Genomic DNA, 21,641 nt, shown 5'->3' with positions numbered 1-21,641 from the left:
TGCTCCGTCCTTGATCGCATGAACACAATTCTCGTCACGGGCGCAACCGGCAATGTCGGCCGCCCGCTTGTCAGCGAACTCGTCCGTGCCGGTGCACAGGTGCGCGCCGTCACCCGCAGTCCCGAAACCGCCGGGTTTCCGCCCGGTGTCGAACTGTTCCGATCCGCCGCCGACGGCGTGCCGGGCGCCTCGGCGGTATTCCTCAACTCCCGTGCGCTGGGACAGGAATTGGCGCCGACAGTCGAGCTGGCCCGGGCCGCAGGCGTGAAACGTCTGGTCGCGTTGTCGGCGATCAACGCCGACGACGACGACTCCCGGCAGCCGTCGCGCGTGCGCGGGGACCGCAACCGCGAAGTCGAACAGCTGGCCGTGGCCTCCGGCCTGGAGTGGGTCAGCCTGCGCCCCACGGTGTTCGCCTCGAATTTCGCGGGCATGTGGTCGGCACAGATCCGGTCCGGCGATGTGGTGAGCGGCCCGTACGCCGGTGCATCCACAGCGGTGATCGTCGACGCCGACATCTCCGCCGTGGCCGCGGTGGCGCTCCTGACCGACGACCTTGTGGGACAGCGCATCCCGCTGACGGGACCGCAGGCGCTGACCAACACCGAACTGGTGGACACCATCGGGCGGGTGCTGCGGCGGCCGCTGCACTACCGCGAGGTTCCCACCGACGTGGTGCGGCAGCGGTTCGTCGGGCTGGGCTTTCCGGCCGCGTTCGCCGACGCGTACATGGGCCTGTTGGCCGACACCGTCGAGCGGCCGGCACTGGTCACCCATGAGGTCGACAAGATTCTCGGACGACCCGCCACGGCATTCGGCGAATGGGTCGATGAACATCGCGGGTTGTTTACCAATAGTTGAGGAGGACAAGACATGTCAGAGCAGAGGACCGAGCCGCAGCCACCACGCTGGCTCAAGCCGATGAACAAGGTGATGATGGCGGTGCAGCGCCTCGGACTCCCCACCGGGCCGGCGATGGTGCTGACCGTCCCGGGGCGCAAGACCGGCAAGCTCCGCAGCACTCCGATGACGCCGTTCGACCACGACGGCGGCCTGTACACCGTGGCGGGCTATCCCGGCTCGGACTGGGCGGCCAATGCCCGGGCCGCCGGAACCGGGACACTGACCCGGGGCCGGCGGTCCCGGCCGGTGCGAATCGTCGAACTCACGCCGGACCAGTCGCGTCCGGTGCTGCGCGCGTTCGCGGTCAAGGTGCCGGTCGGTGTCGGCTTCGCCAAACGCAGCGGCCTCGTCATCGATGGCACACCAGAGGAATTCGAGAAGCTGGCCGGACGCTTGACGGTGTTCCGGTTCGATCCCGCCTAGGAGGCGGCCGACGTGACGGCGCGGCGGATCGAGATGTCTCCCGAGCCAGTGCGGGCGTGCACCATGAACGTCTCGTCGCCGTCGGCCGGCCCCTCGGAGGCCTGCAAACCGTTGTCGACGGTGCCCGAGTGGGTCTTGAGCTCGAGCCGCGCCGCGGTGCCCTCCGGAATGCCGACTTCGACTTCACCGCTACCGGTCTGGGCGCTCAGGGCACCGCTGATCCCGACCCCGACGGTGACAGAACCCGACGCGGCCTGATGCTTGAGGTGCCCACGCAACGTCCCGACCGCCAGGCTGCCGCTGGCCGCCTGGAACTTGACGTCTCCGTCGATGCGATCGATCGACGCATCACCGGACGCCGTGGCGATCTGAGCGTTGCCCGCGACATCGCCAATCGAGATATCGCCGGATGCGCTGTCCGCCTTGATGTTCCCGGTAATGGTCGCCACCCGTACCGCACCACTGGCAGAGGCACAGCGGCAGTCCGAGTAGACGCCGTCCGCGTCGATGTCGGCCGACGCGGAGGACAGGTTCAGTCGAGAGCCTGTCGGCAGGGCGATGTCGACGCGGACCGCTCCCCCGCGTCCCAATGACAGGACCTTTCTGCCTGCGGTCACCACGAGGGTGCCGTTGTGAAAATCGACGCGGGCCTGTTCGGCCGCACGCACATCGGAGGCGCGCTCGGGATCCCGCGGCGCGATGTCGACGACGGTGTCGTCACGGTCGGTGGCTGCCAGGTGCACCGCACCGGCAACGACTTCGACGACGGCCGTGATGGGTTCGGCTGTGTGGAACGTGGTCATCGGATTCTCCTTCGGTCAGATTCAGCGGACCCAGCCACTGAAGTTCTTGTCGCTGCCACGGCTCGGACGTCCGGCCCCACCGAGGGCCGCCGCAGCGGAACGTACGAGCCAGGCGTTCACCGACACACCGTCGCGGCGGGCGGCGCCCTCCACCCCGGCGCGCAGGCTCTCCGGGAGTCGCAACGACACCCGCCAGGTGCCGCCGCCGTCATCGTCGGGGACGTCCACCACCGGTGCCGGGGCGGGAACGTCGGCCTCGGCGGGCTCGACAGTGAACTCGGGGTCACGGCCGTTGAGCCGGACGTGCACGGATCCGGGCGCGAGTTCACGCGTGATCTGCTCGGCCGCCTCGGACAGCGCTTCCAGCAGCGTGAGCCGCAACGCCGATTCCAGCGGCGCGGTCAGCCGCTGTGCCAACGCCTCCGCCTCGGCGCCTCCCGCCGCCGCGGCGACGCCGAGCTCGTGCCGGACGGTCTCGACATACGGCTGCAAGTCCATGATGTCATGGTGACATCATTTTGATGTCACCGCAAGCGTCAGCCCGCGCGGAGTTACTTCAGCTTCGCGATGAAGGTCTCCGCGAAGCGCTCGATGGGACCGCGGAACCGGTCGGCGCCGGTGGCACCGTTGGGCGCTGTCAGCCAGGGCGCGCACATCACCGCGGTGATGCCGAGGTCCTCGGCCCGCCTGTACAGATCCGGCGAGGGCGGATCGAGGAGGGCCAGGATGATGTCGAACGGCTCGTGTTGCCGCCCGTATTCACGGCGCAGTTCGGCCAGCCGGGTGGCGTAGGGGGTCGCCTGTTCGAGGGTGTAGGCGTAGCCGATCCAGCCGTCACAGGATCGGGCCGCGCGCCGCAGCGCCGCCTCGGATTCACCACCACACAGGATCGGCACCGGCTCGGGCGGGTGAGGTTCGATCATCAGCTCGGGAACCGAGTAGTAGCGCCCCTCGTACGAGACCCAACCGCCACGCCAGATCTCGCGCAGTGCCGGGATCATCTCGTCGAGCCGCTTACCGCGGGTGTCGAAATCCTGGCCCATGAGCTCGAATTCCTCCCGCATCCAGCCGACGCCGACACCGAGGGCCACCCGTCCACCCGAGATCACCGCGGCCGTCGCGACCTGCTTGGCAACCTCGAGCAGCGGTCTCGCCGGCGCCACGTAGACGGCATTGGAGAAACGCAGCCGACGCGTGAGCGCCGCCATCGCCCCGATCAGTACCCAGGAGTCCGGCCAGCTGGTCTCGGGTGCCCACGGGGGCTTACCGGTCGGGGAATCCGGATAGGGCGAGGACAGTTCGCGCGGGTAGATCATGTGGTCCGAGCACACCATGCCGTGGAAGCCGGCCTCGTCGAGCAACGGCGCCACCGTCAGCGCGTCGGCGACATCCATGAATGCCGTACCGCTCCAGAACTCCATCTACCAACCCCTTCGTGTTTTCCGGTGTGTTCATAGGCAGCATGGACACATGCCCACACTCCTGTGGTTTCGGCGAGACCTGCGCTGCTTCGACCATCCCGCCCTGCTGGAGGCCGCACAAACCGACGGCGAGGTACTGGCCTGCTATGTGCTCGATCCGCGATTGGAGGCATCCTCGGGTCCGCGTCGCCTGGCATATCTGCATCGGGCGTTGCGCGAGCTGTCCGACAACCTCGAGGGAAATCTGCTGGTGACCCGCGGCCAACCCGAGCAGCGGATTCCGGCGCTGACTCGGGCCATCAGCGCTACCTCGGTGCACATCTCGCAGGACTACTCGCCGTTCGGGTGCCGCCGCGACGACGCGGTCCGGGCGGCTCTCGGCGAGATCCCCCTGTGCGCAACGGGATCGGGTTACCTGGTGTCGCCCGGCCGGATAACCAAACCGGATGGAGCGCCGTACCGGGTGTTCACACCGTTCTTCCGCGCCTGGCGCCGGCATGGCTGGCGTGCTCCTGCGGATACCGGACCCGATTCGGCGCGCTGGATCGACCCCACCGACACGCCGGCAGGCACCTCCGATCGCATCGAAATTCCTTCTGCGACAGAGGCTTCGATGTTCAGCGCGGGTGAGCGCGCGGCAAGGTCGCAGTGGCGGGAATTCGTGGATCAAGGACTCACCGACTACCCGGCCCGGCGCGACCGCCCCGACCTCGACGCCACCAGTCGGATGTCGGCCCACCTCAAGTTCGGCACCATCCACCCTCGGACGATGGCGGTTGACCTCGGCTCCGGCGATGATTCCTACCTCCGCGAGCTGGCGTTCCGAGATTTCTATGCGGCGGTGCTCTATCACTGGCCCGACAGCGCGTGGCAGAACTGGAACCACGACTTCGACGCGATCGAACTGGATGACGATGAGGCGGCCCTGCGGGCATTCGAGGCGTGGAAGGACGGCCGGACCGGATTCCCGATCGTCGACGCCGGAATGCGCCAATTGGCCGCCACCGGGTTCATGCACAACCGGGTGCGCATGATCGTGGCTTCGTTCCTGGTCAAGGACCTGCATCTGCCCTGGCAATGGGGTGCGCGCTGGTTTCTCGACCAGCTGATCGACGGCGATCTGGCCAACAACCAACACGGATGGCAGTGGGCAGCCGGCTGCGGCACCGACGCCGCGCCGTACTTCCGCGTTTTCAATCCGGACCTGCAGGGCGCGAAGTTCGACCCAGACGGCGACTACATCCGACGCTGGGTCCCGGAGTTGGCCGGCGTCATCAACGTGCACAAACTGGGGACCGACCGGCCGACGTCGTATCCGGAACCGATCGCCGATCACGCCAAGGAGCGACTGGAGGCGCTGCGGAGGTACCGAAGCCTGGGTTGACCCCCCACGGCCGGCATACGACACAGCGTCGTATGCCAGAATGTCCGCAAGCCAAGCCAGAAGGCAGTTCGATCCGGAGGAGCAAAAGTGGTCAGCACCGAGGTGGAGCGCAGCAACGGCGTCGACGTCGAGGAAGTGCCCTCGGCAGCGTGGGGCTGGTCGGATCTGAACATCAAGGTGATCCACCTCGGCGGCATCCTGTCCGCGCTCTTCCTGCTGGTCATGATGATCGGCAATCACGTGGGCCACGTCGAGGACTGGTTCCTGATCTCCTTCGCGGCGTTCCTCCTGCTTGCGGTGGGCCGCAACATCTGGCTGCGTCGCCGCGGCTGGATTCGCTAGCCGCACATCGCGCATGCCGGCTCTACAACCGAGCCGGCACGTCGATCGAGGTATCCACCGGTCGCATCGGGCGGATCAGCCCCTCCTGGGCGAACGAAGCCAACAGCTCGCCGTCCTCGGTGTGTACCTGACCGCGAACATACGACATCCCCTGTCCGGCTGCGGTGCTCTCGTGGCTGTAGAGCAGCCAGCCATCCCATTCCACGGGTTCGTGGAAGCTGACCGAAGTCGACATCAATGCTGTCGACACCGTCGCGTGCGCCTGCGCTGTGCCGACCCCAGGATGGGGCCGCATCGTGGTCGAGATGCCGAGTTGCCCGGTGAAATACGCCAGCAGTGCCTTGGCCAGATCGTCCCGTTCGGGGACCGGGTCATAGCGCAACCAGGCATAGAGTTCGGGTGGCCCCACCTCGTCGGGACTGTTGACATCGACCACGTCCACCAGGCGCAGCTCGTGGCCGAGCATGGCCCGCCCCGCCGGGTGGGCGTCGTCCGGCGTCTCGACGTCGGGCCGCAGGGCATGGTGGCGGATCACATCGGCCGTGGGCACATCGGCCAACACCGTCACTGTCGCGCACAGCCGCGAATCCTGTTCGACGGCGACCACCGCCGTCGCCGTCGAGCGGCCCGAGTGCATCACAGTGACCGCCAGTTCGACCGTGGAGTCGATCTCGACCGGCCGGGTGAAGACCGCATGGGCTGATCGGATCATCTTGTCCGGGAACCGTTTAGCCGTCGCGACAATGGCCTGGCCCAGCGCTTGCGCCCCCTTGGCCACCCGCCTGCCGTCGGTTCCGGTCGGCCCGGTCACGCCGACGAATCGATCCGGACCGGCGGGCGTCACGTCGAACACCTCGAGCAGGCCGGCGACTGATGCCTGCGCCAGCATCAACACACCGGAACCAGGTCGGCCTCGAGTAGGCCCGCCGATCGCCCACACCGGAACAGAGTCTCCCCGCTTCCCACCGACCCCGGGTCTCCCCCGGCCAGGGCCAACGCATGGGCCTTGAATGCCAGGGCGGCCGCGCTCGGCCGGTACTGAATCCGCTGAACCTGCGCGCCAAGGCCGACCGGAGCGTGCGGCCCGAAGTAGACCACGTCGCCAACGGGGCTCCGCGAGGCGAGGCCGCGGTCACCGGATTCGAGGCGCGACGTGCCGATCGCCGTCATCGCGACCGAGTCCGCCGCCGCTGATCGCCACAGCCCGTTCAGGTCAACGGCTTTCAGCCCGAGGATGCGCAACGCACGCTCATTTCCGGCCTCGCCGGCGGCGACACTGACCCGCCAACCCGCCATCGCCCGGTCGAACAACCATCCACCGATGCCCGACACAGCTTCGGCGACATCGGCAGCCACCACGTTCAGCTCGTACCGCAGGGCCTTCTCGGGACGCACCCGCGGCCGGGCGAACGGGACCGCGAGCGTATCGCCGTCGCCGCGCTCCTCCGACAACTGCGCGGACATTCCTGACTGTGGGGACATAGGGGCATCCAATCCGGGTCCAAAGGGCTGATCGGCCGGCACTCTCGACGGGGGTGTTGCGGTGTGGCCCGCCTCATCCAACAGCGTGACATTCTCAAGAGAATCTGTAAAGCTTCTATCTGGACGCAACCATCGGCCGAACGATCGCACCGATGCGTCCCACTGACGCGCCCGGGTCCCAGCCCATCAGCCAAATTGGAGGTGCTGCAATGAGTCTCGTCGCAGGGCGGGGTCCGTTGAGTACACAACCGGCCGGTTGGTTCACGCCCCCGCTGACAGAAGGCACGGTCTACATCGAGCCCCATCCGCGCCGCATCCAGGCCTTCCGCGGCGACACCGCCCTGCTCGACACGGAACACGCCCTGATGGTGCACCGCGCCGGACAACCGCTCAGCTATGCGTTCCCCAGCGATGAGGTCGGCGACCTTCCGCACGAGCCGATAGCCGAAGCACCGGGGTACGTCGCAGTGCCCTGGGATGCCGTCGACGCGTGGTTCGAAGAGGGCCGCAAGCTGGTGCACTACCCACCCAACCCCTACCACCGGATCGACTGCCGGCCTACCCGCCGCGGTCTGCGGGTGACGGCCGCCGACGCCGTCCTCCTCGACACCGACGAGACGGTGATCGTCTTCGAGACAGCCCTGGAGCCGCGGCTCTATGTGGATCCCGCCCGGGTCCGCACCGACCTGCTGCGGCCCAGCACGACCACGTCGTACTGCAACTACAAGGGCACGGCCACCTACTGGTCGGTGGCCGTGGGCGACACCGTCATCGCCGACGTGGCGTGGAGCTACCCCGACACCCCACCGGAATCCCTGCCGATCCAGGGGTTCCTCAGCTTCGACCCGACGCGCGTGGACGTGCTCGCCGAACTCCCTTCGTCCGGGGCGTCGGCCACGTGCGGTTGCGAACTCTGACCTGCAAAACCGAGGAAAGCGAACACCATTGGGCATCGTGACCACCACCTCCGAGACGGCCTTCACCCAATCCGCCGAGGAGGTCTACGACTTCGTCAGCAATCCGGCGAACTGGGTGAAGACGTATCCGGGCAGCGCGCACATCGGCGGACTACCGGAGCGGCTACCGCTGCGAGTTGGCGATACCTGGACCGAGGCCGGACCCGACGGCGCACAGATCTACACCTGGCACCTGGCGATCGCCATGCGACCCCGCATGTGGGTGTTCAATTCGGTGGGCCGGCTCGGCCATGACCGTGAAGGAAACGGCGGCATGGAAGGCCGCATCACCGTGCAGTATCAGTTCACCCGTCCGGGCAACGACATCACGCTGTTCAGCCGCACGATGACCATCGAGGCATACAAGGACGCCCCGCTACCGGACGCGCTGTTCCGTGTGGTCAATCCGGCCAACATCGACAGGTATCACGCCGCGGTGGGTCGGGAGCTGGCGCTCAGTTCAGGCTAGCGCCGCGCCGCCCTCGAAATCGTCGGACAGCGCCGCCGCCAACTCGAGCGTGCGGCGCCGGAACGCCGGGCGCAGCAGGTCGAAATGGATCTCGGTGCCCGCGGCGATGTGCTTGTCCCACGGCAACACGAACACCCGGCCCGGGGCCACATGCTTCTGGAACTGGTGCACCAGGTCGCCGGTGTTCACATTGGGTTTCCGCGGCCCGACGTGGTTGACCACCACGCAGGAGCGGTTCAGCAGGTCCTGGTAGCCGTTGTGCCGCAGCCAGTCCATGGTCACGGCAGCTTGCCGGGCACCGTCGATCGAGGCACTGGCCACGATGACGGCACCGGAAACCGTCGCCAGGACCCCACGGCCCGCCGAGGCGAACATATCCGCCGCGCAATCGGCCAGGATCAGGTTGTAGTGCTTGGAGACCGTTGCGGTCGCGGCATTCCAATCGGCATCGTTGAACGCGCGGCTCGCGCCGCTGTACTCATCGCTGGACAGCACCTCAAGCTTGGACTCGTTCATGCTGGTGAAGGCTCGGACATCGTTGTAGCGCGACAGGTCCTTGGCGGCCAGGAGGTCGCTCACCGTCGCCGCGGACTGCCGTCCCACCCGGTCGGCCAGGTTGCCGCCGGCCGGATCGGCGTCGACGGCGAGGATGCGGTCGCCGCGCACGGCGCTGAGCACCGATCCGAGCGCGACGGTGACGGCGGTCTTGCCGACGCCGCCCTTGAGGCCGAAGACACCGATCTGATGGGATTCGCGGGCCGTGCGGCGCACCCTCGCGTACAGATCCAGTTCGTAGAGTTCGTCGCGGGAGAGCCCGAGGTTGAGGCGGGTGGTGACATAGACCGCCCGCCGCCAGCCGCGTCGTGGCTGCATCTTGACCGAGGAGCGGACACCGACGCGGGAGAGGTTGTCGATGGCGCGCGGCTCGCCGGGTGCGGCCAGCGGGATCGGTTGCTCCAGGATCCAGCTCCCGGCCGAGGACGACCCGCTGATCGGACGGCCCGGAACCACGGGCAGCTTGGCGGTGATCTCCGCTTCGCGGGGGGCGGCGAAATTCGAGGTCAGAACGATCGGTGGCGTCGATACCCTGGTGTCGCCGTGCCGGGACCGCCCGCTCGGCAGCGCCGCGACCGGTCCGCCCAGCAGCGCGTCAAGCCCGCCGTACGCCAGCGGGTCCCGGGCATGCTTGGCATCGCCGGAGTACATGAGCCGGTCGTCGTCGGCCGACATGTTTACCTCTCAATCGCTCACTCGCTCCCGACGCGACCAGGTTGACCCTCGGGTGCACCGCCGAGGCCGTCGGCGCACCGGCCGCACCGAATTGTCCGCGCGAGTTTTCACTTGCAACAGACCTGCATTATTGCCCACAACGTCGATCACAACCACTGCCGAGCGCCCGCCGGGGTGCCCCAGCTACCAGCTCAACCGTGCAGCGCACGGCGCACCGCCGCGCCCTGTAACGCGAACAGTTGTTGGCTGACCTCCCACTCCGGAAGCAGCGAATCGAAGCCGTGGCACGTCCCGGGAAACAGATGCAGTTCCGTGGCAACGCCCGCGGCCAACAGCCGACGCGCATAGTCGAGCGCTTCGTCGCGAAGCGGATCGAGCTCCGAACAGGTGATCAGCGCCGGCGCCACACCGGTCAGTGTGGCGGCGCGGGCCGGCACCGCCGCCTCCGGCACGTCCCGGCCGCCCACATAGTGCCGCCACATCGCGATGGTCGCCGGACCGTCGAAGCCCGGTGTGTCGGCGAACTCCTCCTTCGACCGGGTGGGCCGGTCGTCGAGCACCGGCTGGTGCAGCGACTGGAACACGATCGGTGGCGCGGAACCGGCTGCGGAGTGCTGTGCCAGCAGCGCGGCCAGAGCGCCGCCCGCGCTGTTGCCGGCCACCGCGATGCGGCCCGCGTCGATGTCGAGCTCTGCGGCCAGCGTGGCCGCCCAGTTGAGCACCACCATCGCGTCATCGAAGGCGGCCGGATACGGATACTCCGGTGCCAATCGATAATCCATCGAGATCACGGTGCACCGGGCTCGCCGGGCCAACTCCACACACTGGATCTGGTCGGTGTCGAGGTTGCCCAGGACGAAGGCACCCGAATGGCAGTACACCACCGCGGGCGACGGCGAGGGTCCGCCGCGATAGATCCGCACCGGAATGGTGCGACGTCCGAGCGCGACGCGGGCGCCGACGATCTCCACGCCCGGCGTGTCCAGGACCTGCGCAGCGTCACGGCGCCGCTGATCCAGTGAGGAACGCACCACGCCCAACTGGTCCGTGGTCAGATCGGTGCGCGCCTCGGCAAATCCGTGCAACGCGGGGTCGAGGCGCTCCAGCCAGGGCATGGCTCAGCCGTCCGTCCAATCGGCGGCCGCGGAGACCGGGGCCGGGTAGTTGGTGTGCGGTTCGAAAGTGTAGTCGGCGGACCGGAACCGGCGGGTCATCGACCAGAATGCGCGGGCGCTGCGTGGCCATTGGGTGACCACCCGGCCGCTGGGCGCCCGGAAATAGCTGCTGCACCGGGTCAGCCACACCGTGCCCTGCATCCACCGGTCGATGTCGGCGAGAAACGCGGCCATGGCGCTGGGACGCACCGCCACATAGGACTTGCGTTTGCGCCGAAGGTGTTTCAGTGCCCGCACCACGTAGCGGGCCTGCGCCTCCAGGATGAAGATGACGCTGTTGGAGCCGACATTGGTGTTGGGCCCGTACAGCATGAAGAAGTTGGGGAAACCGGGCACCGCCATCCCCAGGTAGGCGAATGCCCCGTCACTCCAGGTGTCGTGCAGCGACACCCCGTTTTCGCCGGTCACCTCGATCTGCCCCAGGTAGTCGGCGGCCGCATACCCGGTGGCGCACACCACCACATCGACGTCGAGTTCCCGACCGTCCTCGGTAACCAGCGACCGGGCCCGCAACGCACGGGCCGGGCTGGACACCACCTCGACGTTGGGCCGGGTCAGGGTCGCGATGAAATCCGGCGAGAACACCAGGCGCTTGCAGCCCAGCGGATGGTCCGGGGTGAGCCGGGCCCGCAATTCCTCGTCGGCCACGGTTGATTCGAGGAGGTTGAGCGCGAGCGCCTTGAATTCCTGCGTCTTGTCGCTGCCGTTCTCGATGACAGCGATGTTGGACTCGCTGCGCAGCCAGAGCCGGGTCCGGTAGATCTTCTTCGCGAACGGCATATGGGCGAACAGCCAGCGCTCCCGCTCGGTGTACGGCCGGTCGGGTTTCGGCAGCACCCAGGTCGCCGAGCGCTGGACCGAGTACACCTTCTCGGCGACCTTCGCCATCTCCGGAACCACCTGGGAGGCAGTCGATCCGGTGCCGAGTACGGCTACCCGCGCCCCGTCGAGGTCGACGCTGTGGTCCCACTCCGCGGTGTGCATGAGGGTGCCGGTGAACGGTTCCTCGGCCACCAGATCAGGTTGCAACGGTTGGGTGAACAGGCCGATCGCCGAGACCACGATGTCGAAGCGGTGCTGCGCCCCGGCCGCGGTGGTCAACACCCAGTTGTTGGCGTCGGAATCCCACCGCGCCGCGATGATCTCGGTGTTCAGCTGCAGGTGCGAGCCCAGGCGGTAGCGCTCGGCGCACCGCTCGAAGTACTCCAGGATCTCTGGCTGCCCAGCCCACAGCCGGCTCCAGCCGGCGTTGGGATCGAAGGAGTAGGAGTACAGGTGTGACTTCACGTCGCAGGCCAGGCCCGGATAGGTGTTGATCCGCCAGGTGCCACCGACCCCGTCTTCGCGGTCGAAGATGGTGAAATCGTCGAAACCCGCCTTTTTCAGGAAGATTCCGAGCGCCAGCCCGCCCGGGCCGGCACCGATGATCCCCACCGAGGGTGAGCTCGACATGCGCACTATCCGATCTGCAGACATTGGCCGCCGTCGACGAGGAGCTCGGAGCCGGTGATGAAGGTCGCCTGGCCGGACAACAGAAATGCCACGGCATCGGCGATTTCGGTCGGCTTACCCAACCGCCCGAGGGTGGCCCGGTCGACCAGCCGGGCCTGAGTCGACTCGTCGAGCATCGGTGTCTCGACAGGCCCGGGGAACACCGCGTTGACCCGGATACCGTCGCGGCCCAGTTCGGCGGCGGCCAGCTGGGTGAGGCCGCGCAGCGCCCACTTCGACGACCCGTAGGCCGCGTAGTACGGGAACGGCCGGACGGCGCCGGTGCTGCAGGTGTTCACCACGGCAGCGCCTTCGGCCTGCCGGAGGGGCTCGAGGGCTGCCTGCAATCCGAGGAAGGGGCCCAGGCAGTTGACCCGCCAGGATCCTTCGAATCCGGCCGGCGTTTCCTCGGCGATCGAGGCGCGGTGCAGCACACCGGCGTTGTTGACCAGCGCGTTGAGCCCGCCGAACCGCTCGACGGTGGCCCGCACCGCGGCCTGCCACTGCTCGGCCGAGGTCACGTCCAGCTGGACGGCCAGCACCTGGTCACCGAATTCGGCTGTGCTGGTGGCCAGTTCGTCGATCAGCAGATCAGCTGCTGTCACCCGGTAGCCGTCGGCCACCAGCCGGCGCACGATGGCCGCGCCCTGGCCACGCGCGGCGCCGGTCACCAGCGCAACCCGATCGCCGCTCGGCACTGCTCCTGCGTTCAGTTGTAGCCTCCTCGTTCGGCGCCAGTCGCGGCCTGCCCGGATGCGGACGGACCACCGGCGTTTCCTGCTGCTTCGTTGAGGTGCTCGGCGGCACCGCGGCGTAACGCCTGGGATTCCGAGGCCAAGGTGATCATCTGGAAACCAAAGTCGGCCATCGCTTTTCCGAGTTTTCCTGCCCCGGCATGGATTCCGGCGACCAGTCCGGCCGCGCGGGCGGCGGTCTGCGCGGTGACCATCGCCGCCCGCACCTCGGGGTGCGTCCAGGCGTCGGAGAGTTGGTATCCCATCGAGATGGCCAGATCCGCCGGGCCGACGTAGATCCCGGTGAGGCCGGGCACCGCACAGATCTCCTCGGCGGCGGCCAGACCCCGCGCGGTCTCGATCATCGCGAACACACTCACCCGGGCCTCCAGCTCGGCGGTGTCGTGTCCCAGGCCAGCCCGCAGCGGCCCGAAGCTGCGCACCCCGGCTGGGGCGTATCGGGTGGCGGCGACCGCCGCAGCGGCCTGCCCGGCGGATTCCACCATGGCGATGATCACCGCGTCGGCGCCCGCGTCGAGCACCCGGCCGATCGGTGCGGGGTCGGCGGAGGGCAACCGCACCGCCGTGGCGATCGGCACATGCTCGAGCCGCCGCAACAGCAGGGCTACGTCCGCGTCATCGAGATACCCGTGCTGGACGTCGAATCCGACGTAGTGGTAGCCCGCCGCCGCGAACTCCTCGGGACCGAGGATCGTCGGCCCGACCACCCAGCCACCCCAGACCTGGGCGTTGGCCGCCAGCGCCTCCTGCAGTCGGCTGGAGTTCATCGGGTGATCGCGATCTTGACGCGCTCGGGCACCGGACGGCAGGCCAGTTCGAACGCGGCCTGCACATCGTCCGAGCCGAACGTGTGGGTCACGTAGCGGGGTAACAGGTCGGGATGCTCCCGGGCGAAGTCGTCGGCCCGGCGCAGCACACGCTGACGGTCGAGTGTGACACCGGATTTCAGGGTGAGGTTGTTACGCAACATGGTGCGCATGCTGATCGGATAGCTGTCGTCGTCGGGCACTCCGAAGTAGAACACCGTGCCCCCGAACGCGGCGGCTTCCAACGCGTGGTTGAGCGTGGCGACCTGATGCCCGACGGCCTCGATGACGATATCGGGCTTGCCGTCCGGCCCCAGGTGCCTGACCCAACGGTCACTCGTGGCCCGGATCGCGTCGTCGACCCCGAAGTGGGCGCTTATCGAAGTACGGTCCACCGGATCGATCCCGGTGACCCGCGCGGCGCCGAAAGACTTTGCCACATAGGAGAACAGCAAGCCGATCGAGCCCTGTCCGATAACGGCGACGTGGCAGCCTTCCAGATCCGGTAGCTGCTCGACGGCGTACAGGACGCATGCCAGCGGCTGCAGGCCGACGGCCAGTTCCGGAGCCAGCGCCGGGTCGTAGGACACCAGCCCGGCTCCGTCGGCGATCACTCGCCCCATCAGGCCGTCGAAACCCGACGCCCAACCCACCACGCGCTCCCCCGGGCGGTGGTCGGGATGGCGACTGGCCAGTACCTCGCCGGCAATCTCGTGGATCGGGAAGCCGTTCATCTCCGCCGCGCAGCATCCGGTGTCCCCCGGCAGCTTGCCTTGGGTGCCACGGAATCCGGGCAGGTCGCTGCCGCAGATCCCGGCGGCCAGGAAGTCGAGCAGCACCTGGCCGTCGGTCAACGATTCGGGCGATGGTTCTGAAACATCTTGCCGCTCAAACGTATACGGGGCGACGAGCCGATACGACCACACGTCACACCTCCACGGGGATGTTGTTCCAGCCCCACTGGAAACTCGACGGCGGTCGGGACGCCGCGGCCTCGTCGATGCGGTAGTCGGGCACGCGCTTGAGGAACTCCTGGATCATGATGGTGATCTCCAACCGGGCCACGTGTACGCCGAGGCAGAAGTGCTGTCCATGGCCGAACGACAACAGCCGTTCGATGGGCCGGTTCCACACGAAATCGTCCGGATTGTCGTACTCCCGCTCGTCGCGGGCCGCCGAGGCCAACAGCGTGATGACACGCTGGCCGGGATTGATGGTGGTGCCGTGAACGGTGTACGGCCGCCGCACCGTTCGGGCGAACCACTGCGCGGGGGCACTGTGCCGGATGATCTCTTCGCGGGCGACCGGCACGTTGCCGTCGAGATCAGAACGCACGGCGGCCAACTGGTCGGGGTGCCGCAGCAACTGCCACAGTCCGGTCGCAGTGATCTTCGGGACCGTTTCGGTACCGCCGATGAACACGCCGAGCATCTGCACGGCGGCTTCGATGTCCCCGAAGGCCGACCCGTCGGGCAGCCGGAAGTCGATGAGGGCATCGGCGATCGGCACGCTGCCGTCGTGACCTTCTGCGCGCCGCCGCTCGATGATCGGGGTGAGGTAGGACAGGTAGCCGGGGCGGGCGTTGCCGACCTCGACCCCTTCCCCTGGCTGCGCGAGGCTGCCCGCGTTGACCGTGGCCAGCACCTCCGGCGCGAGATCAGCTGGTAAGCCGACGAATTCGCAGACCATCGCGGCGGCGACGATGCCGCCGTAATCCTGTGTCAGGTCGAACGCGCCGCGCGGCAGCAATTCGTCCAGACGCTCGTTGGCCAACGTCCGGATCCTCTCGGCCAGCTTGGCCGCCGAGCGCGGCCGGAACTGCGCCGACGTGCACCGCCGCACGTTCTCGTAGAGCGGCGAATCGAAGTTGGCATGGAAGGGCATGGGATGAAGCGGCGGATCGGGCACCGGGCCGTTGTTGCGGTGCGCCAGCACGTTCGCGGCCGGCAGGGTCCCCTCGGATGCGACGAAGGTTCCGTCGTTGACTCCGAGCATGTTCCAGATGTCGTCGAACCGGGACAGCGCGTACGTGTCCCATTTGTCGATGTAGTACACCGGGTGCTCGTCGCGCAGGATCCGGTAGTACGGCAGCGGATTTGCCATCACGTCCGGATCGAACGGATCGTAGGTGAAATCCTGCAGCACAGGCTGTTTCATCGCAGGCCTACTTCAGCGGTGAGGGCGGCAGGGCCGAAAGGATCGAATCCTCCCAGCCGTCACGAAGCGCGGGGGCCACGCTCATCCAGGTGACGATCTCCGCGGGCGGGTTCCCCTTCCACGACGGGTAGTGGTTCTCGAAACAGTCCCAGTCGTCGTCAAGTGCCCAGTAGTGGATCACCTCGTTGAACCGGAAGGTGGTGATGAACGAGCCCAGCCAGCGCTTGCCGGTGCTTTCCGACCACGGCACATACAACCGCTCGAGTTCCCGGATGTAATCGTCCTGGCGCCCGGGCTTGGTCTGCATGATCTCCTGAATCACCAGGCCCGCACCGAAGTTCGCCTCCTGGAGCTGCGCGAGCGTCCTGTTGTACTTGCCGGCGTACATGATCCGTCCCTCACCGCGGGCCCCGAGCTCGGACAGGTATGCCGCCCACTGGAGTGCGGGCTTCTCATGACTGCCGCCGATCGCCTGCGCCTTGCCGATGCGGGCGTAGTCGGCGAATGCGTCGATCTCCCAGATGATCGTGACCTGCGGCCAGTGCCCGTTGTAGGGCGTGGTTTCCCAGATCGCGAACAATCGGGCGCCGAGGTCCTCCATCATCGGTCGGTAGACCTCCACGAAGGTCTCCGTAAATTGGTCGGTCCGCCCCGACCCCAGGTCGATGGTCTCGTGCAAATACAGCAGCGTGTGGCCGTAGAACTTCTTCATCACGACGCTCCGATAGTTGACAGTGGCACCATGCGAGCGTGACACTTGAGGCGTGTTTTGTAAAGGCGCGAGGACATGACGGCGGGAACCGAACAAACCGGGACAACCCAACTGGCGCATGGTTTCTGTTTCGGCGAGGGACCGCGCTGGTTCGAGGGCCTGCTGTGGTTTTCCGACATGCTCGGCGAGGCGGTACACACGGTCACGCTGTCAGGCTCCATGACCGCCCTGCCCGTCCCCGGACATTCGCCCTCCGGGTTGGGTTTTCGGCCCGACGGCACCCTGCTGATCGTGTCCACCGAGCGCCGCCAGGTGCTGCGTTACGACGGCGATACCGTCGAGCTGCTGTCCGACCTCAGCGACCTGGCCCCCGCGGCCCTCGGTGACATGGTGGTCGACGCGCACGGCCGGGCCTATGTCGGATCGCAGGCCCGCACCGACGGGGTGATCGTGCGCATCGACCCCGATGACCAGGTCACCGTGGTCGCCGAACATCTCGACTTTCCCAACGGCATGGTGATCACCCCGGACGGCACCACCCTGATCGTCGCCGAGTCCACCGCGCGACGACTGAGCGCCTTCACCATCGATGCCGACGGCGGCCTCGTCGACCGGCGGGTGTTCGCCGAGGGGCTCGACGGCCCGCCGGACGGCCTCGCGATCGACGTCGAGGGCGGGGTGTGGGCGGCATTGACCTTGGCGCAGGAGTTCCAGCGCTTCGCCGCCGACGGACAGGGCGAGGCGACGGTCACGCACCGGGTCGACGCCGACGGCCGCACCGCGATCGCGTGCGCCCTGGGCGGCGCCGAGGGACGCACCCTGTTCCTGGTCACCACCACCGACGCCTATCCGGAACGCCTGATCGGCACCAAACTGTCGCGGGTCGATGCGCTCATGGTCGAAACCCCCGCACCGGGCGATCACGACACCCATCATCACCACTGAACGGTAGATATGTCTGATTCTTACTACGAACTGATCGACGAGAACGACGCGGCCGGTGAGAGGTTCCGCGCGACCGACATGGCCCGCGGCACCTGGTCGGCGGCCATCCAGCACGGTGCGCCGGTGTCGGCGTTGCTGGTGCGGGCGCTGGAACGCTGTGAGTACCGCGCCGACACCCGGTTGAGCCGGGTCGCCATCGATCTGATGGGCGGCGTGCCGTCGGAAGGCGACCTGTGGGTGCGCGCACAGCTGGAACGGCCGGGCAAGCAGATCGAACTGGTCAGCGCCGAAATGCTGGCACCCGGACCCGACGGTGCTCCCCGGGTGGTGGCGCGGGCCAGCGGTTGGCGGATGTTGCAACTGGACACCACCGCGCTCACCCACACCGGCGTCGAGCCGCTACCGCCGCTGGAGCAGGCCCGCGGCCGCGACATGGCCAAGAACTGGGAGACCAACTACGTGCACAGCGTGGATTGGCGCTGGCTGACCGTGCCGCAGGCGCCCGGCCCGGGTGAGTCCTGGCTCAAGCCGACGGTCGACGTGGTCAAGGGCGAGCTGATGACACCGTTGCAGCGGTTGTTCGCGGTGGCCGATGACGCCAACGGCATCGGCTCCAAGATCGACATCCGCAAGTGGACGTTCCTCAACACGGACCTGGTCGTGCACATCCACCGGGTGCCCGACGGGGAGTGGATCGGCATCCGCGCCGACACCAGCTACGGACCCGACGGCATCGGTGCCACGGTGGGGACGCTGTTCGACCAGACCGGCGCGGTGGGCGCGATCCAGCAGTCGGTGCTGGTGCGTCCCCGACCGCCCAAGCCACCCCGCGACTAGCCGGGCAACCAGCGAGTCGCGGTTCAGGTCGGCCACACTGGCCACTCCCATCAGGGTCAGCGTCGAGCGGACCTCGGCGGCCAGGATGTCGAGCACCGCACCCACCCCGGCACCGCCGGCCACCGCCAGCCCGTAGATGTGGGGCCGGCCGATCATCACGGCATCGGCGCCGAGCGCCAGTGCCGTCACGATGTCACTACCTGATCGCACACCGCTGTCGAGCAGCACCGTGGCGCGGTCGCCGACGGCGTCGGCGATGTCGGGCAGTGCGTCCAGTGCGGCGATCACGCCATTGAGTTGGCGCCCACCATGATTGGACACCACCACCCCGGTGGCTCCCACGTCATCGACCGCACGCACCGCATCGTCGGGTTCCAGCACGCCCTTGACCACGAACGGGCCGTCCCAGCGCTCACGCAGCGCGGCCACGTCACGCCAGCTCAGGTCGGGCCGGATCCGGCGGTTCTGGATGCTGACGGATTCCACGGCGCCCTTCGCGCCCGCCGTGTGAGTGAGGCTGCGCATCGTCATCCGCTGGTGGCGCAGGAGCCCGTACCACCACCTCGGCCGGATCGCGGCGTCGGCGATGCGCCGCGGGGTGAGGATCGGCGGGTGGCCCATGCCGGTGCGCCGCTCCCCGGTCCGGTTGCCCTGCACCGGAACGTCGACAGTGACCACAAGGGTGCGATAGCCGGAGTCCCGGGCCCGGCTGAGCATCGAATCCGAGAACGGGCCGTCGCCCCAGGGATACAGCTGGAACCAGTGGTCGGCCGAGGTGCCCGCCGCGACCTCCTCGACGGAGTACGACGACGCGGTCGACAGCGTCAGCCGGGTCCCCGCTCGTTCGGCGGCCTGCGCGGCGGCCAGTTCACCCGACCAGTGCGCCAACCCGGTGAGGCCGGTGGGGGCCAGCAGCACCGGCAGTTCGAGTCGCTGACCGTCGATCGTCACCCCCAGGTCAGCGCCGGAGTGACCGGCCAGAACCCGTTGGCGCAGATTCCAATTCGCGAAGGCGCTGCGATTGGCGCGCAAGGTGCGCTCATCTTCGGCGCCGCCGTCGAGATAGGCCCACACCATGGCGGGCAGCGCCTGGCGCGCCGCGTTCCGGTAGTCCTCGACGCTGACCAGCGGCGCCGGGGTCCGCAGCCGGTATTGGAAGGCCGGGCTCATTTGATCGCGATGGGCGTGACCGGTGACCCCACGGCATGGCTGATGCGCAGCGGCGGCGCCACGAACAGGAAACTCCAGATGCCGTCACCGGCACAATCGGCGCTCAGTGCGTCGAGGTCGAGGATCTCGGCGAGCGGCATGCCCATGTCGCGGATCAGGATGCAATGCAGCGGCAGCGTCTCCCCCGTTTCGCTGGGGATCACCTCGATGGCCCAGTTGTCGCTGCCCACCGCCGCGACGCCGCGGTCACGCAGCCAACGGGCGCAGTCGATGCCCAGGCCCGGCTCAGTGGACATCCAGTCGTCGCGGCCCTTCGCCAGCAGTCGCCCTCGCCAACCGGTGCGCACCAGCAGGAAGTCGGCCTCTCCAACGGTCACGCCCTGTGCCGCTTCAGCGGCCTCGAGGTCGGCCGGGGTGATCGCGGTGCCGGCTTCGAGCCAGTCCACTCCGTGCAGCCGGGCAATGTCGAGCAACACCCCGCGACCGGCGATCCGGTCGGTGAACGCGTCCACGGCCAGGTGCCGCGCTCCTGCACGGGACCCGACCTCGTCGGCGGAGTGCCCGTTGTAGAGCTTGCCGTCGTAACCGACGTGCGACAGCGCGTCCCACTGGGTTCCGGATTGCAGCGGCATGATGATCCAGTCGTCGGCCACCTGCAGGCCGTGCGGCTCGAAGTCGCTGTGCTGCATCGACATCAGGTGCACCGGGTTGTTCCGGCCGCCGATACCGCTCTGCGGCCCGTCTTTGCCCACCGGGATGCTCAGCTGGAACACCTTGCCCGAACGGACTTCACCGGCCGCGGCCCGCACGTGGCGGGGCTCGACGAGATTGAGTGTGCCGATCTGGTCGTCGGGGCCCCATCGACCCCAGTTCGACAGTTCGCGGCCGAGATCCTTGAAACTCACGCTTTACAGAATGGCACAAAATTGTCAACATGGCAGCCATGGTCGCCACCCATTTTCCGCTGCTGTCGTTCGACACCACCGACCCGGCGTTCGTCGCCGATCCGTGGGCGCGATACCGCGAGATCCGGGAGCTGGGCGGGGTGGTCTTCAACGAGCGGATCAACCGCTGGATGGTCGGCGAGTTCGACCTGCTCAAGCAGATCCTCAGTGCACCTTCACGGTTCGGCTCCGAACGCGGCCAGGTGGAGCACGCGGCGGTGTTCGGCGGGCCGACGATGGAGTTCTACGACGGCCCGCACCACGACCAGATCAGGTCGATCTGGTCCGGCGATTTCCGGCCCAGGATGCTGGCGCGGATGCGTCCGGTGATCACCGACATCGTGCGGGCCAGGCTGGAACCGGTCGCCGCCAGGCTACGCGCCGGGGAAACCGTCGAGGTGGTCTCGGAGCTCACCCGCGGTATCCCGACCGAGGTGATCGCGCACATGCTCGGTGTGGAACCGGAGATGGTCGGCCAGTTCACCATGTGGAGCGACGCGATGGGCGCCTCGGCCGAGGGCTACAGCATGCCCGGTGAGCACGGTGCCGAGTTGATTGCCGCGGGGAAACACGCCACGGCCCAACTGAATTCCTACATCCGCGAACAGTTGCCCCGCCGGGGTTGCCCAGCCGACGACAGCTGGGATCTGATCGGGACGATGGTCGGCCACGAATATGCCTGCGAGCACATGACCGAACAGGAGATCGTCGCGAGCAACACCCAACTGGTGTTCGCCGGCAACGAGACCACGGCCAAGCTGCTCGCCCAGATCGTGGCGACGCTTGCCGTTCATCCGGATCAGCGCCGAATCCTCCAGTCGGATCGCACCTTGGCCCTCGACGCGGTGGAAGAGGTGCACCGCCTGGAAACGGTGTCGCACTCCATCTTCCGTGATGTGGTCGGTGATGGCGTGACCGTCGGTGACGTCGCCGTCGCCGACGGTGAGCGGATCACCCTGCTGCTGGGCGCGGCCAACCGAGATCCGCGACGCTGGGAGCGTCCCGACGACTTCGACATCACCCGCCGCAAGCTGTCCCACCTGGGATTCGCTTTCGGCCTACACAGCTGCCTCGGGATGAACCTGGCCCGCCTGGAGGCCCAGATCTTCCTCGAGGAACTGATCGACACTGTGGGTGACTGGCAACTGGCCGGCCCGCTGGACTACGGCACCAACTACACGGTGCGCGGGCCGGGCCGGGTGCTGGTGTCACTGGGCTGACACCTCACTCTCCGAC

General features: G+C 67.8%; 23 protein-coding genes and 1 pseudogene. 9 read left to right on the top strand and 15 right to left on the bottom strand.

Annotation, left to right across the window (positions count from 1 at the left end; all coding sequences use genetic code 11):
• Positions 1–18 precede the first annotated feature (18 nt).
• Both EYZ64_RS12420 and EYZ64_RS12415 read left to right on the top strand, forming a co-directional pair.
• Positions 19–861 (top strand): NmrA family NAD(P)-binding protein, encoded by an 843-nt coding sequence (locus tag EYZ64_RS12420; RefSeq protein ID WP_135453701.1) that lies wholly within the window; start codon positions 19–21, stop codon positions 859–861.
• Between the two features lie 12 nt (positions 862–873).
• A complete protein-coding gene (locus EYZ64_RS12415; RefSeq protein ID WP_135453700.1) occupies positions 874–1,326 on the top strand; it encodes a nitroreductase family deazaflavin-dependent oxidoreductase in 453 nt (150 codons plus the stop codon).
• Here EYZ64_RS12415 and EYZ64_RS12410 read toward each other — a convergent pair.
• The 3 genes from EYZ64_RS12410 to EYZ64_RS12400 are packed head-to-tail and all read right to left on the bottom strand — an operon-like array spanning position 1,323 to position 3,550.
• A complete protein-coding gene (locus EYZ64_RS12410) occupies positions 1,323–2,129 on the bottom strand; it encodes a DUF4097 family beta strand repeat-containing protein (protein WP_135453699.1) in 807 nt (268 codons plus the stop codon). The genes EYZ64_RS12415 and EYZ64_RS12410 overlap by 4 nt on opposite strands.
• 21 nt (positions 2,130–2,150) lie before the next feature.
• Positions 2,151–2,627, bottom strand: a complete 477-nt coding sequence (locus EYZ64_RS12405; RefSeq protein WP_135453698.1) for a histidine kinase — start codon at positions 2,625–2,627, stop codon at positions 2,151–2,153.
• A 53-nt stretch (positions 2,628–2,680) separates the two neighbouring features.
• Positions 2,681–3,550, bottom strand: coding sequence for a TIGR03619 family F420-dependent LLM class oxidoreductase (locus tag EYZ64_RS12400; RefSeq protein WP_135453697.1), 870 nt, complete (start codon positions 3,548–3,550; stop codon positions 2,681–2,683).
• A gap of 49 nt (positions 3,551–3,599) precedes the next feature.
• Between EYZ64_RS12400 and EYZ64_RS12395 the strand changes: the two genes are divergently transcribed.
• Together EYZ64_RS12395 and EYZ64_RS12390 are read left to right on the top strand one after the other, a co-directional pair.
• Complete coding sequence (locus tag EYZ64_RS12395) at positions 3,600–4,934, top strand: cryptochrome/photolyase family protein (protein WP_135453696.1); 1,335 nt, start codon at positions 3,600–3,602, stop codon at positions 4,932–4,934.
• 87 nt (positions 4,935–5,021) lie between these two features.
• On the top strand, positions 5,022–5,276 hold the full coding sequence (locus tag EYZ64_RS12390) for a DUF2631 domain-containing protein (protein WP_135453695.1): 255 nt from the start codon (positions 5,022–5,024) through the stop codon (positions 5,274–5,276).
• A 22-nt stretch (positions 5,277–5,298) separates the two neighbouring features.
• Here EYZ64_RS12390 and EYZ64_RS12385 read toward each other — a convergent pair whose 3' ends face one another.
• Both EYZ64_RS12385 and EYZ64_RS12380 read right to left on the bottom strand, forming a co-directional pair.
• Complete coding sequence (locus tag EYZ64_RS12385) at positions 5,299–6,165, bottom strand: acyl-CoA thioesterase (RefSeq protein WP_135453694.1); 867 nt, start codon at positions 6,163–6,165, stop codon at positions 5,299–5,301.
• On the bottom strand, positions 6,165–6,758 hold the full coding sequence (locus EYZ64_RS12380) for a hypothetical protein (RefSeq protein ID WP_135453693.1): 594 nt from the start codon (positions 6,756–6,758) through the stop codon (positions 6,165–6,167). Before EYZ64_RS12380 ends, EYZ64_RS12385 begins: the two co-directional genes overlap by 1 nt.
• A gap of 209 nt (positions 6,759–6,967) precedes the next feature.
• Between EYZ64_RS12380 and EYZ64_RS12375 the strand changes: the two genes are divergently transcribed.
• Together EYZ64_RS12375 and EYZ64_RS12370 are read left to right on the top strand one after the other, a co-directional pair.
• The gene (locus tag EYZ64_RS12375; RefSeq protein ID WP_135453692.1) at positions 6,968–7,675 is read left to right on the top strand and encodes a DUF427 domain-containing protein; all 708 of its coding nucleotides are present in this window, start codon (positions 6,968–6,970) and stop codon (positions 7,673–7,675) included.
• Positions 7,676–7,703: 28 nt separating this feature from the next.
• Positions 7,704–8,183: an SRPBCC family protein gene (locus EYZ64_RS12370; protein WP_135453691.1), complete on the top strand. Its 480-nt coding sequence runs from the start codon at positions 7,704–7,706 to the stop codon at positions 8,181–8,183.
• Here the strand turns inward: EYZ64_RS12370 and EYZ64_RS12365 are convergent.
• From EYZ64_RS12365 to EYZ64_RS12330, 8 genes are all read right to left on the bottom strand, one after another.
• Complete coding sequence (locus tag EYZ64_RS12365) at positions 8,175–9,413, bottom strand: MinD/ParA family ATP-binding protein (RefSeq protein WP_135453690.1); 1,239 nt, start codon at positions 9,411–9,413, stop codon at positions 8,175–8,177. The genes EYZ64_RS12370 and EYZ64_RS12365 overlap by 9 nt on opposite strands.
• Before the next feature lie 191 nt (positions 9,414–9,604).
• The gene (locus EYZ64_RS12360; RefSeq protein WP_135453689.1) at positions 9,605–10,528 is read right to left on the bottom strand and encodes an alpha/beta hydrolase; all 924 of its coding nucleotides are present in this window, start codon (positions 10,526–10,528) and stop codon (positions 9,605–9,607) included.
• 3 nt (positions 10,529–10,531) lie between these two features.
• Positions 10,532–12,064 carry a flavin-containing monooxygenase gene (locus EYZ64_RS12355; protein ID WP_135453688.1) on the bottom strand — a complete coding sequence of 511 codons (1,533 nt, stop codon included), beginning with the start codon at positions 12,062–12,064 and terminating at the stop codon, positions 10,532–10,534.
• Positions 12,046–12,777, bottom strand: a complete 732-nt coding sequence (locus tag EYZ64_RS12350; RefSeq protein WP_135453687.1) for an SDR family NAD(P)-dependent oxidoreductase — start codon at positions 12,775–12,777, stop codon at positions 12,046–12,048. The genes EYZ64_RS12355 and EYZ64_RS12350 overlap by 19 nt, the downstream gene beginning before the upstream one ends.
• 11 nt (positions 12,778–12,788) lie before the next feature.
• A complete protein-coding gene (locus EYZ64_RS12345; protein ID WP_135453686.1) occupies positions 12,789–13,601 on the bottom strand; it encodes an HpcH/HpaI aldolase family protein in 813 nt (270 codons plus the stop codon).
• The gene (locus EYZ64_RS12340; RefSeq protein WP_135453685.1) at positions 13,598–14,566 is read right to left on the bottom strand and encodes a zinc-binding dehydrogenase; all 969 of its coding nucleotides are present in this window, start codon (positions 14,564–14,566) and stop codon (positions 13,598–13,600) included. The genes EYZ64_RS12345 and EYZ64_RS12340 overlap by 4 nt, the downstream gene beginning before the upstream one ends.
• Before the next feature lies 1 nt (position 14,567).
• Positions 14,568–15,797 carry a cytochrome P450 gene (locus EYZ64_RS12335; RefSeq protein ID WP_135453684.1) on the bottom strand — a complete coding sequence of 410 codons (1,230 nt, stop codon included), beginning with the start codon at positions 15,795–15,797 and terminating at the stop codon, positions 14,568–14,570.
• A gap of 7 nt (positions 15,798–15,804) precedes the next feature.
• Complete coding sequence (locus EYZ64_RS12330) at positions 15,805–16,509, bottom strand: NIPSNAP family protein (RefSeq protein ID WP_135453683.1); 705 nt, start codon at positions 16,507–16,509, stop codon at positions 15,805–15,807.
• Between the two features lie 75 nt (positions 16,510–16,584).
• Here EYZ64_RS12330 and EYZ64_RS12325 point away from each other — a divergent pair, with 75 nt between their 5' ends.
• Together EYZ64_RS12325 and EYZ64_RS12320 are read left to right on the top strand one after the other, a co-directional pair.
• The gene (locus tag EYZ64_RS12325; protein WP_135453682.1) at positions 16,585–17,454 is read left to right on the top strand and encodes an SMP-30/gluconolactonase/LRE family protein; all 870 of its coding nucleotides are present in this window, start codon (positions 16,585–16,587) and stop codon (positions 17,452–17,454) included.
• 9 nt (positions 17,455–17,463) lie between these two features.
• Positions 17,464–18,291 carry a thioesterase family protein gene (locus tag EYZ64_RS12320; RefSeq protein ID WP_135453681.1) on the top strand — a complete coding sequence of 276 codons (828 nt, stop codon included), beginning with the start codon at positions 17,464–17,466 and terminating at the stop codon, positions 18,289–18,291.
• Between the two features lie 21 nt (positions 18,292–18,312).
• On the opposite strand, the pseudogene EYZ64_RS12315 reads toward EYZ64_RS12320, so the two are convergent.
• Positions 18,313–19,461: pseudogene (locus tag EYZ64_RS12315) on the bottom strand (alpha-hydroxy acid oxidase); the annotation flags it as partial.
• A complete protein-coding gene (locus tag EYZ64_RS12310; protein WP_135453680.1) occupies positions 19,458–20,366 on the bottom strand; it encodes a cyclase family protein in 909 nt (302 codons plus the stop codon). The pseudogene EYZ64_RS12315 and the gene EYZ64_RS12310, both read right to left, overlap by 4 nt.
• Positions 20,367–20,395: 29 nt before the next feature.
• Here EYZ64_RS12310 and EYZ64_RS12305 point away from each other — a divergent pair, with 29 nt between their 5' ends.
• Positions 20,396–21,625, top strand: a complete 1,230-nt coding sequence (locus tag EYZ64_RS12305; protein ID WP_135453679.1) for a cytochrome P450 — start codon at positions 20,396–20,398, stop codon at positions 21,623–21,625.
• Positions 21,626–21,641: the final 16 nt, after the last annotated feature.

Source organism: Mycobacterium sp. DL99 (assembly GCF_004762045.1).
Lineage (GTDB): Bacteria > Actinomycetota > Actinomycetes > Mycobacteriales > Mycobacteriaceae > Mycobacterium.
The sequence above is the reverse complement of the archived record's forward strand: the minus strand, read 5'-3'. Positions and strand labels throughout refer to the sequence as shown.

Bases quoted from the DNA above. Each gene is read 5' to 3' on its own strand.
- EYZ64_RS12420 (WP_135453701.1), top strand. From the start codon at position 19: ATGAACACAATTCTCGTCACGGGCGCAACCGGCAATGTCGGCCGCCCG.
- EYZ64_RS12415 (WP_135453700.1), top strand. From the start codon at position 874: ATGTCAGAGCAGAGGACCGAGCCGCAGCCACCACGCTGGCTCAAGCCG.
- EYZ64_RS12410 (WP_135453699.1), bottom strand. From the start codon at position 2,129: ATGACCACGTTCCACACAGCCGAACCCATCACGGCCGTCGTCGAAGTC.
- EYZ64_RS12405 (WP_135453698.1), bottom strand. From the start codon at position 2,627: ATGGACTTGCAGCCGTATGTCGAGACCGTCCGGCACGAGCTCGGCGTC.
- EYZ64_RS12400 (WP_135453697.1), bottom strand. From the start codon at position 3,550: ATGGAGTTCTGGAGCGGTACGGCATTCATGGATGTCGCCGACGCGCTG.
- EYZ64_RS12395 (WP_135453696.1), top strand. From the start codon at position 3,600: ATGCCCACACTCCTGTGGTTTCGGCGAGACCTGCGCTGCTTCGACCAT.
- EYZ64_RS12385 (WP_135453694.1), bottom strand. From the start codon at position 6,165: ATGCTGGCGCAGGCATCAGTCGCCGGCCTGCTCGAGGTGTTCGACGTG.
- EYZ64_RS12380 (WP_135453693.1), bottom strand. From the start codon at position 6,758: ATGTCCCCACAGTCAGGAATGTCCGCGCAGTTGTCGGAGGAGCGCGGC.
- EYZ64_RS12375 (WP_135453692.1), top strand. From the start codon at position 6,968: ATGAGTCTCGTCGCAGGGCGGGGTCCGTTGAGTACACAACCGGCCGGT.
- EYZ64_RS12365 (WP_135453690.1), bottom strand. From the start codon at position 9,413: ATGTCGGCCGACGACGACCGGCTCATGTACTCCGGCGATGCCAAGCAT.
- EYZ64_RS12360 (WP_135453689.1), bottom strand. From the start codon at position 10,528: ATGCCCTGGCTGGAGCGCCTCGACCCCGCGTTGCACGGATTTGCCGAG.
- EYZ64_RS12355 (WP_135453688.1), bottom strand. From the start codon at position 12,064: ATGTCTGCAGATCGGATAGTGCGCATGTCGAGCTCACCCTCGGTGGGG.
- EYZ64_RS12345 (WP_135453686.1), bottom strand. From the start codon at position 13,601: ATGAACTCCAGCCGACTGCAGGAGGCGCTGGCGGCCAACGCCCAGGTC.
- EYZ64_RS12335 (WP_135453684.1), bottom strand. From the start codon at position 15,797: ATGAAACAGCCTGTGCTGCAGGATTTCACCTACGATCCGTTCGATCCG.
- EYZ64_RS12330 (WP_135453683.1), bottom strand. From the start codon at position 16,509: ATGAAGAAGTTCTACGGCCACACGCTGCTGTATTTGCACGAGACCATC.
- EYZ64_RS12325 (WP_135453682.1), top strand. From the start codon at position 16,585: ATGACGGCGGGAACCGAACAAACCGGGACAACCCAACTGGCGCATGGT.
- EYZ64_RS12320 (WP_135453681.1), top strand. From the start codon at position 17,464: ATGTCTGATTCTTACTACGAACTGATCGACGAGAACGACGCGGCCGGT.
- EYZ64_RS12305 (WP_135453679.1), top strand. From the start codon at position 20,396: ATGGCAGCCATGGTCGCCACCCATTTTCCGCTGCTGTCGTTCGACACC.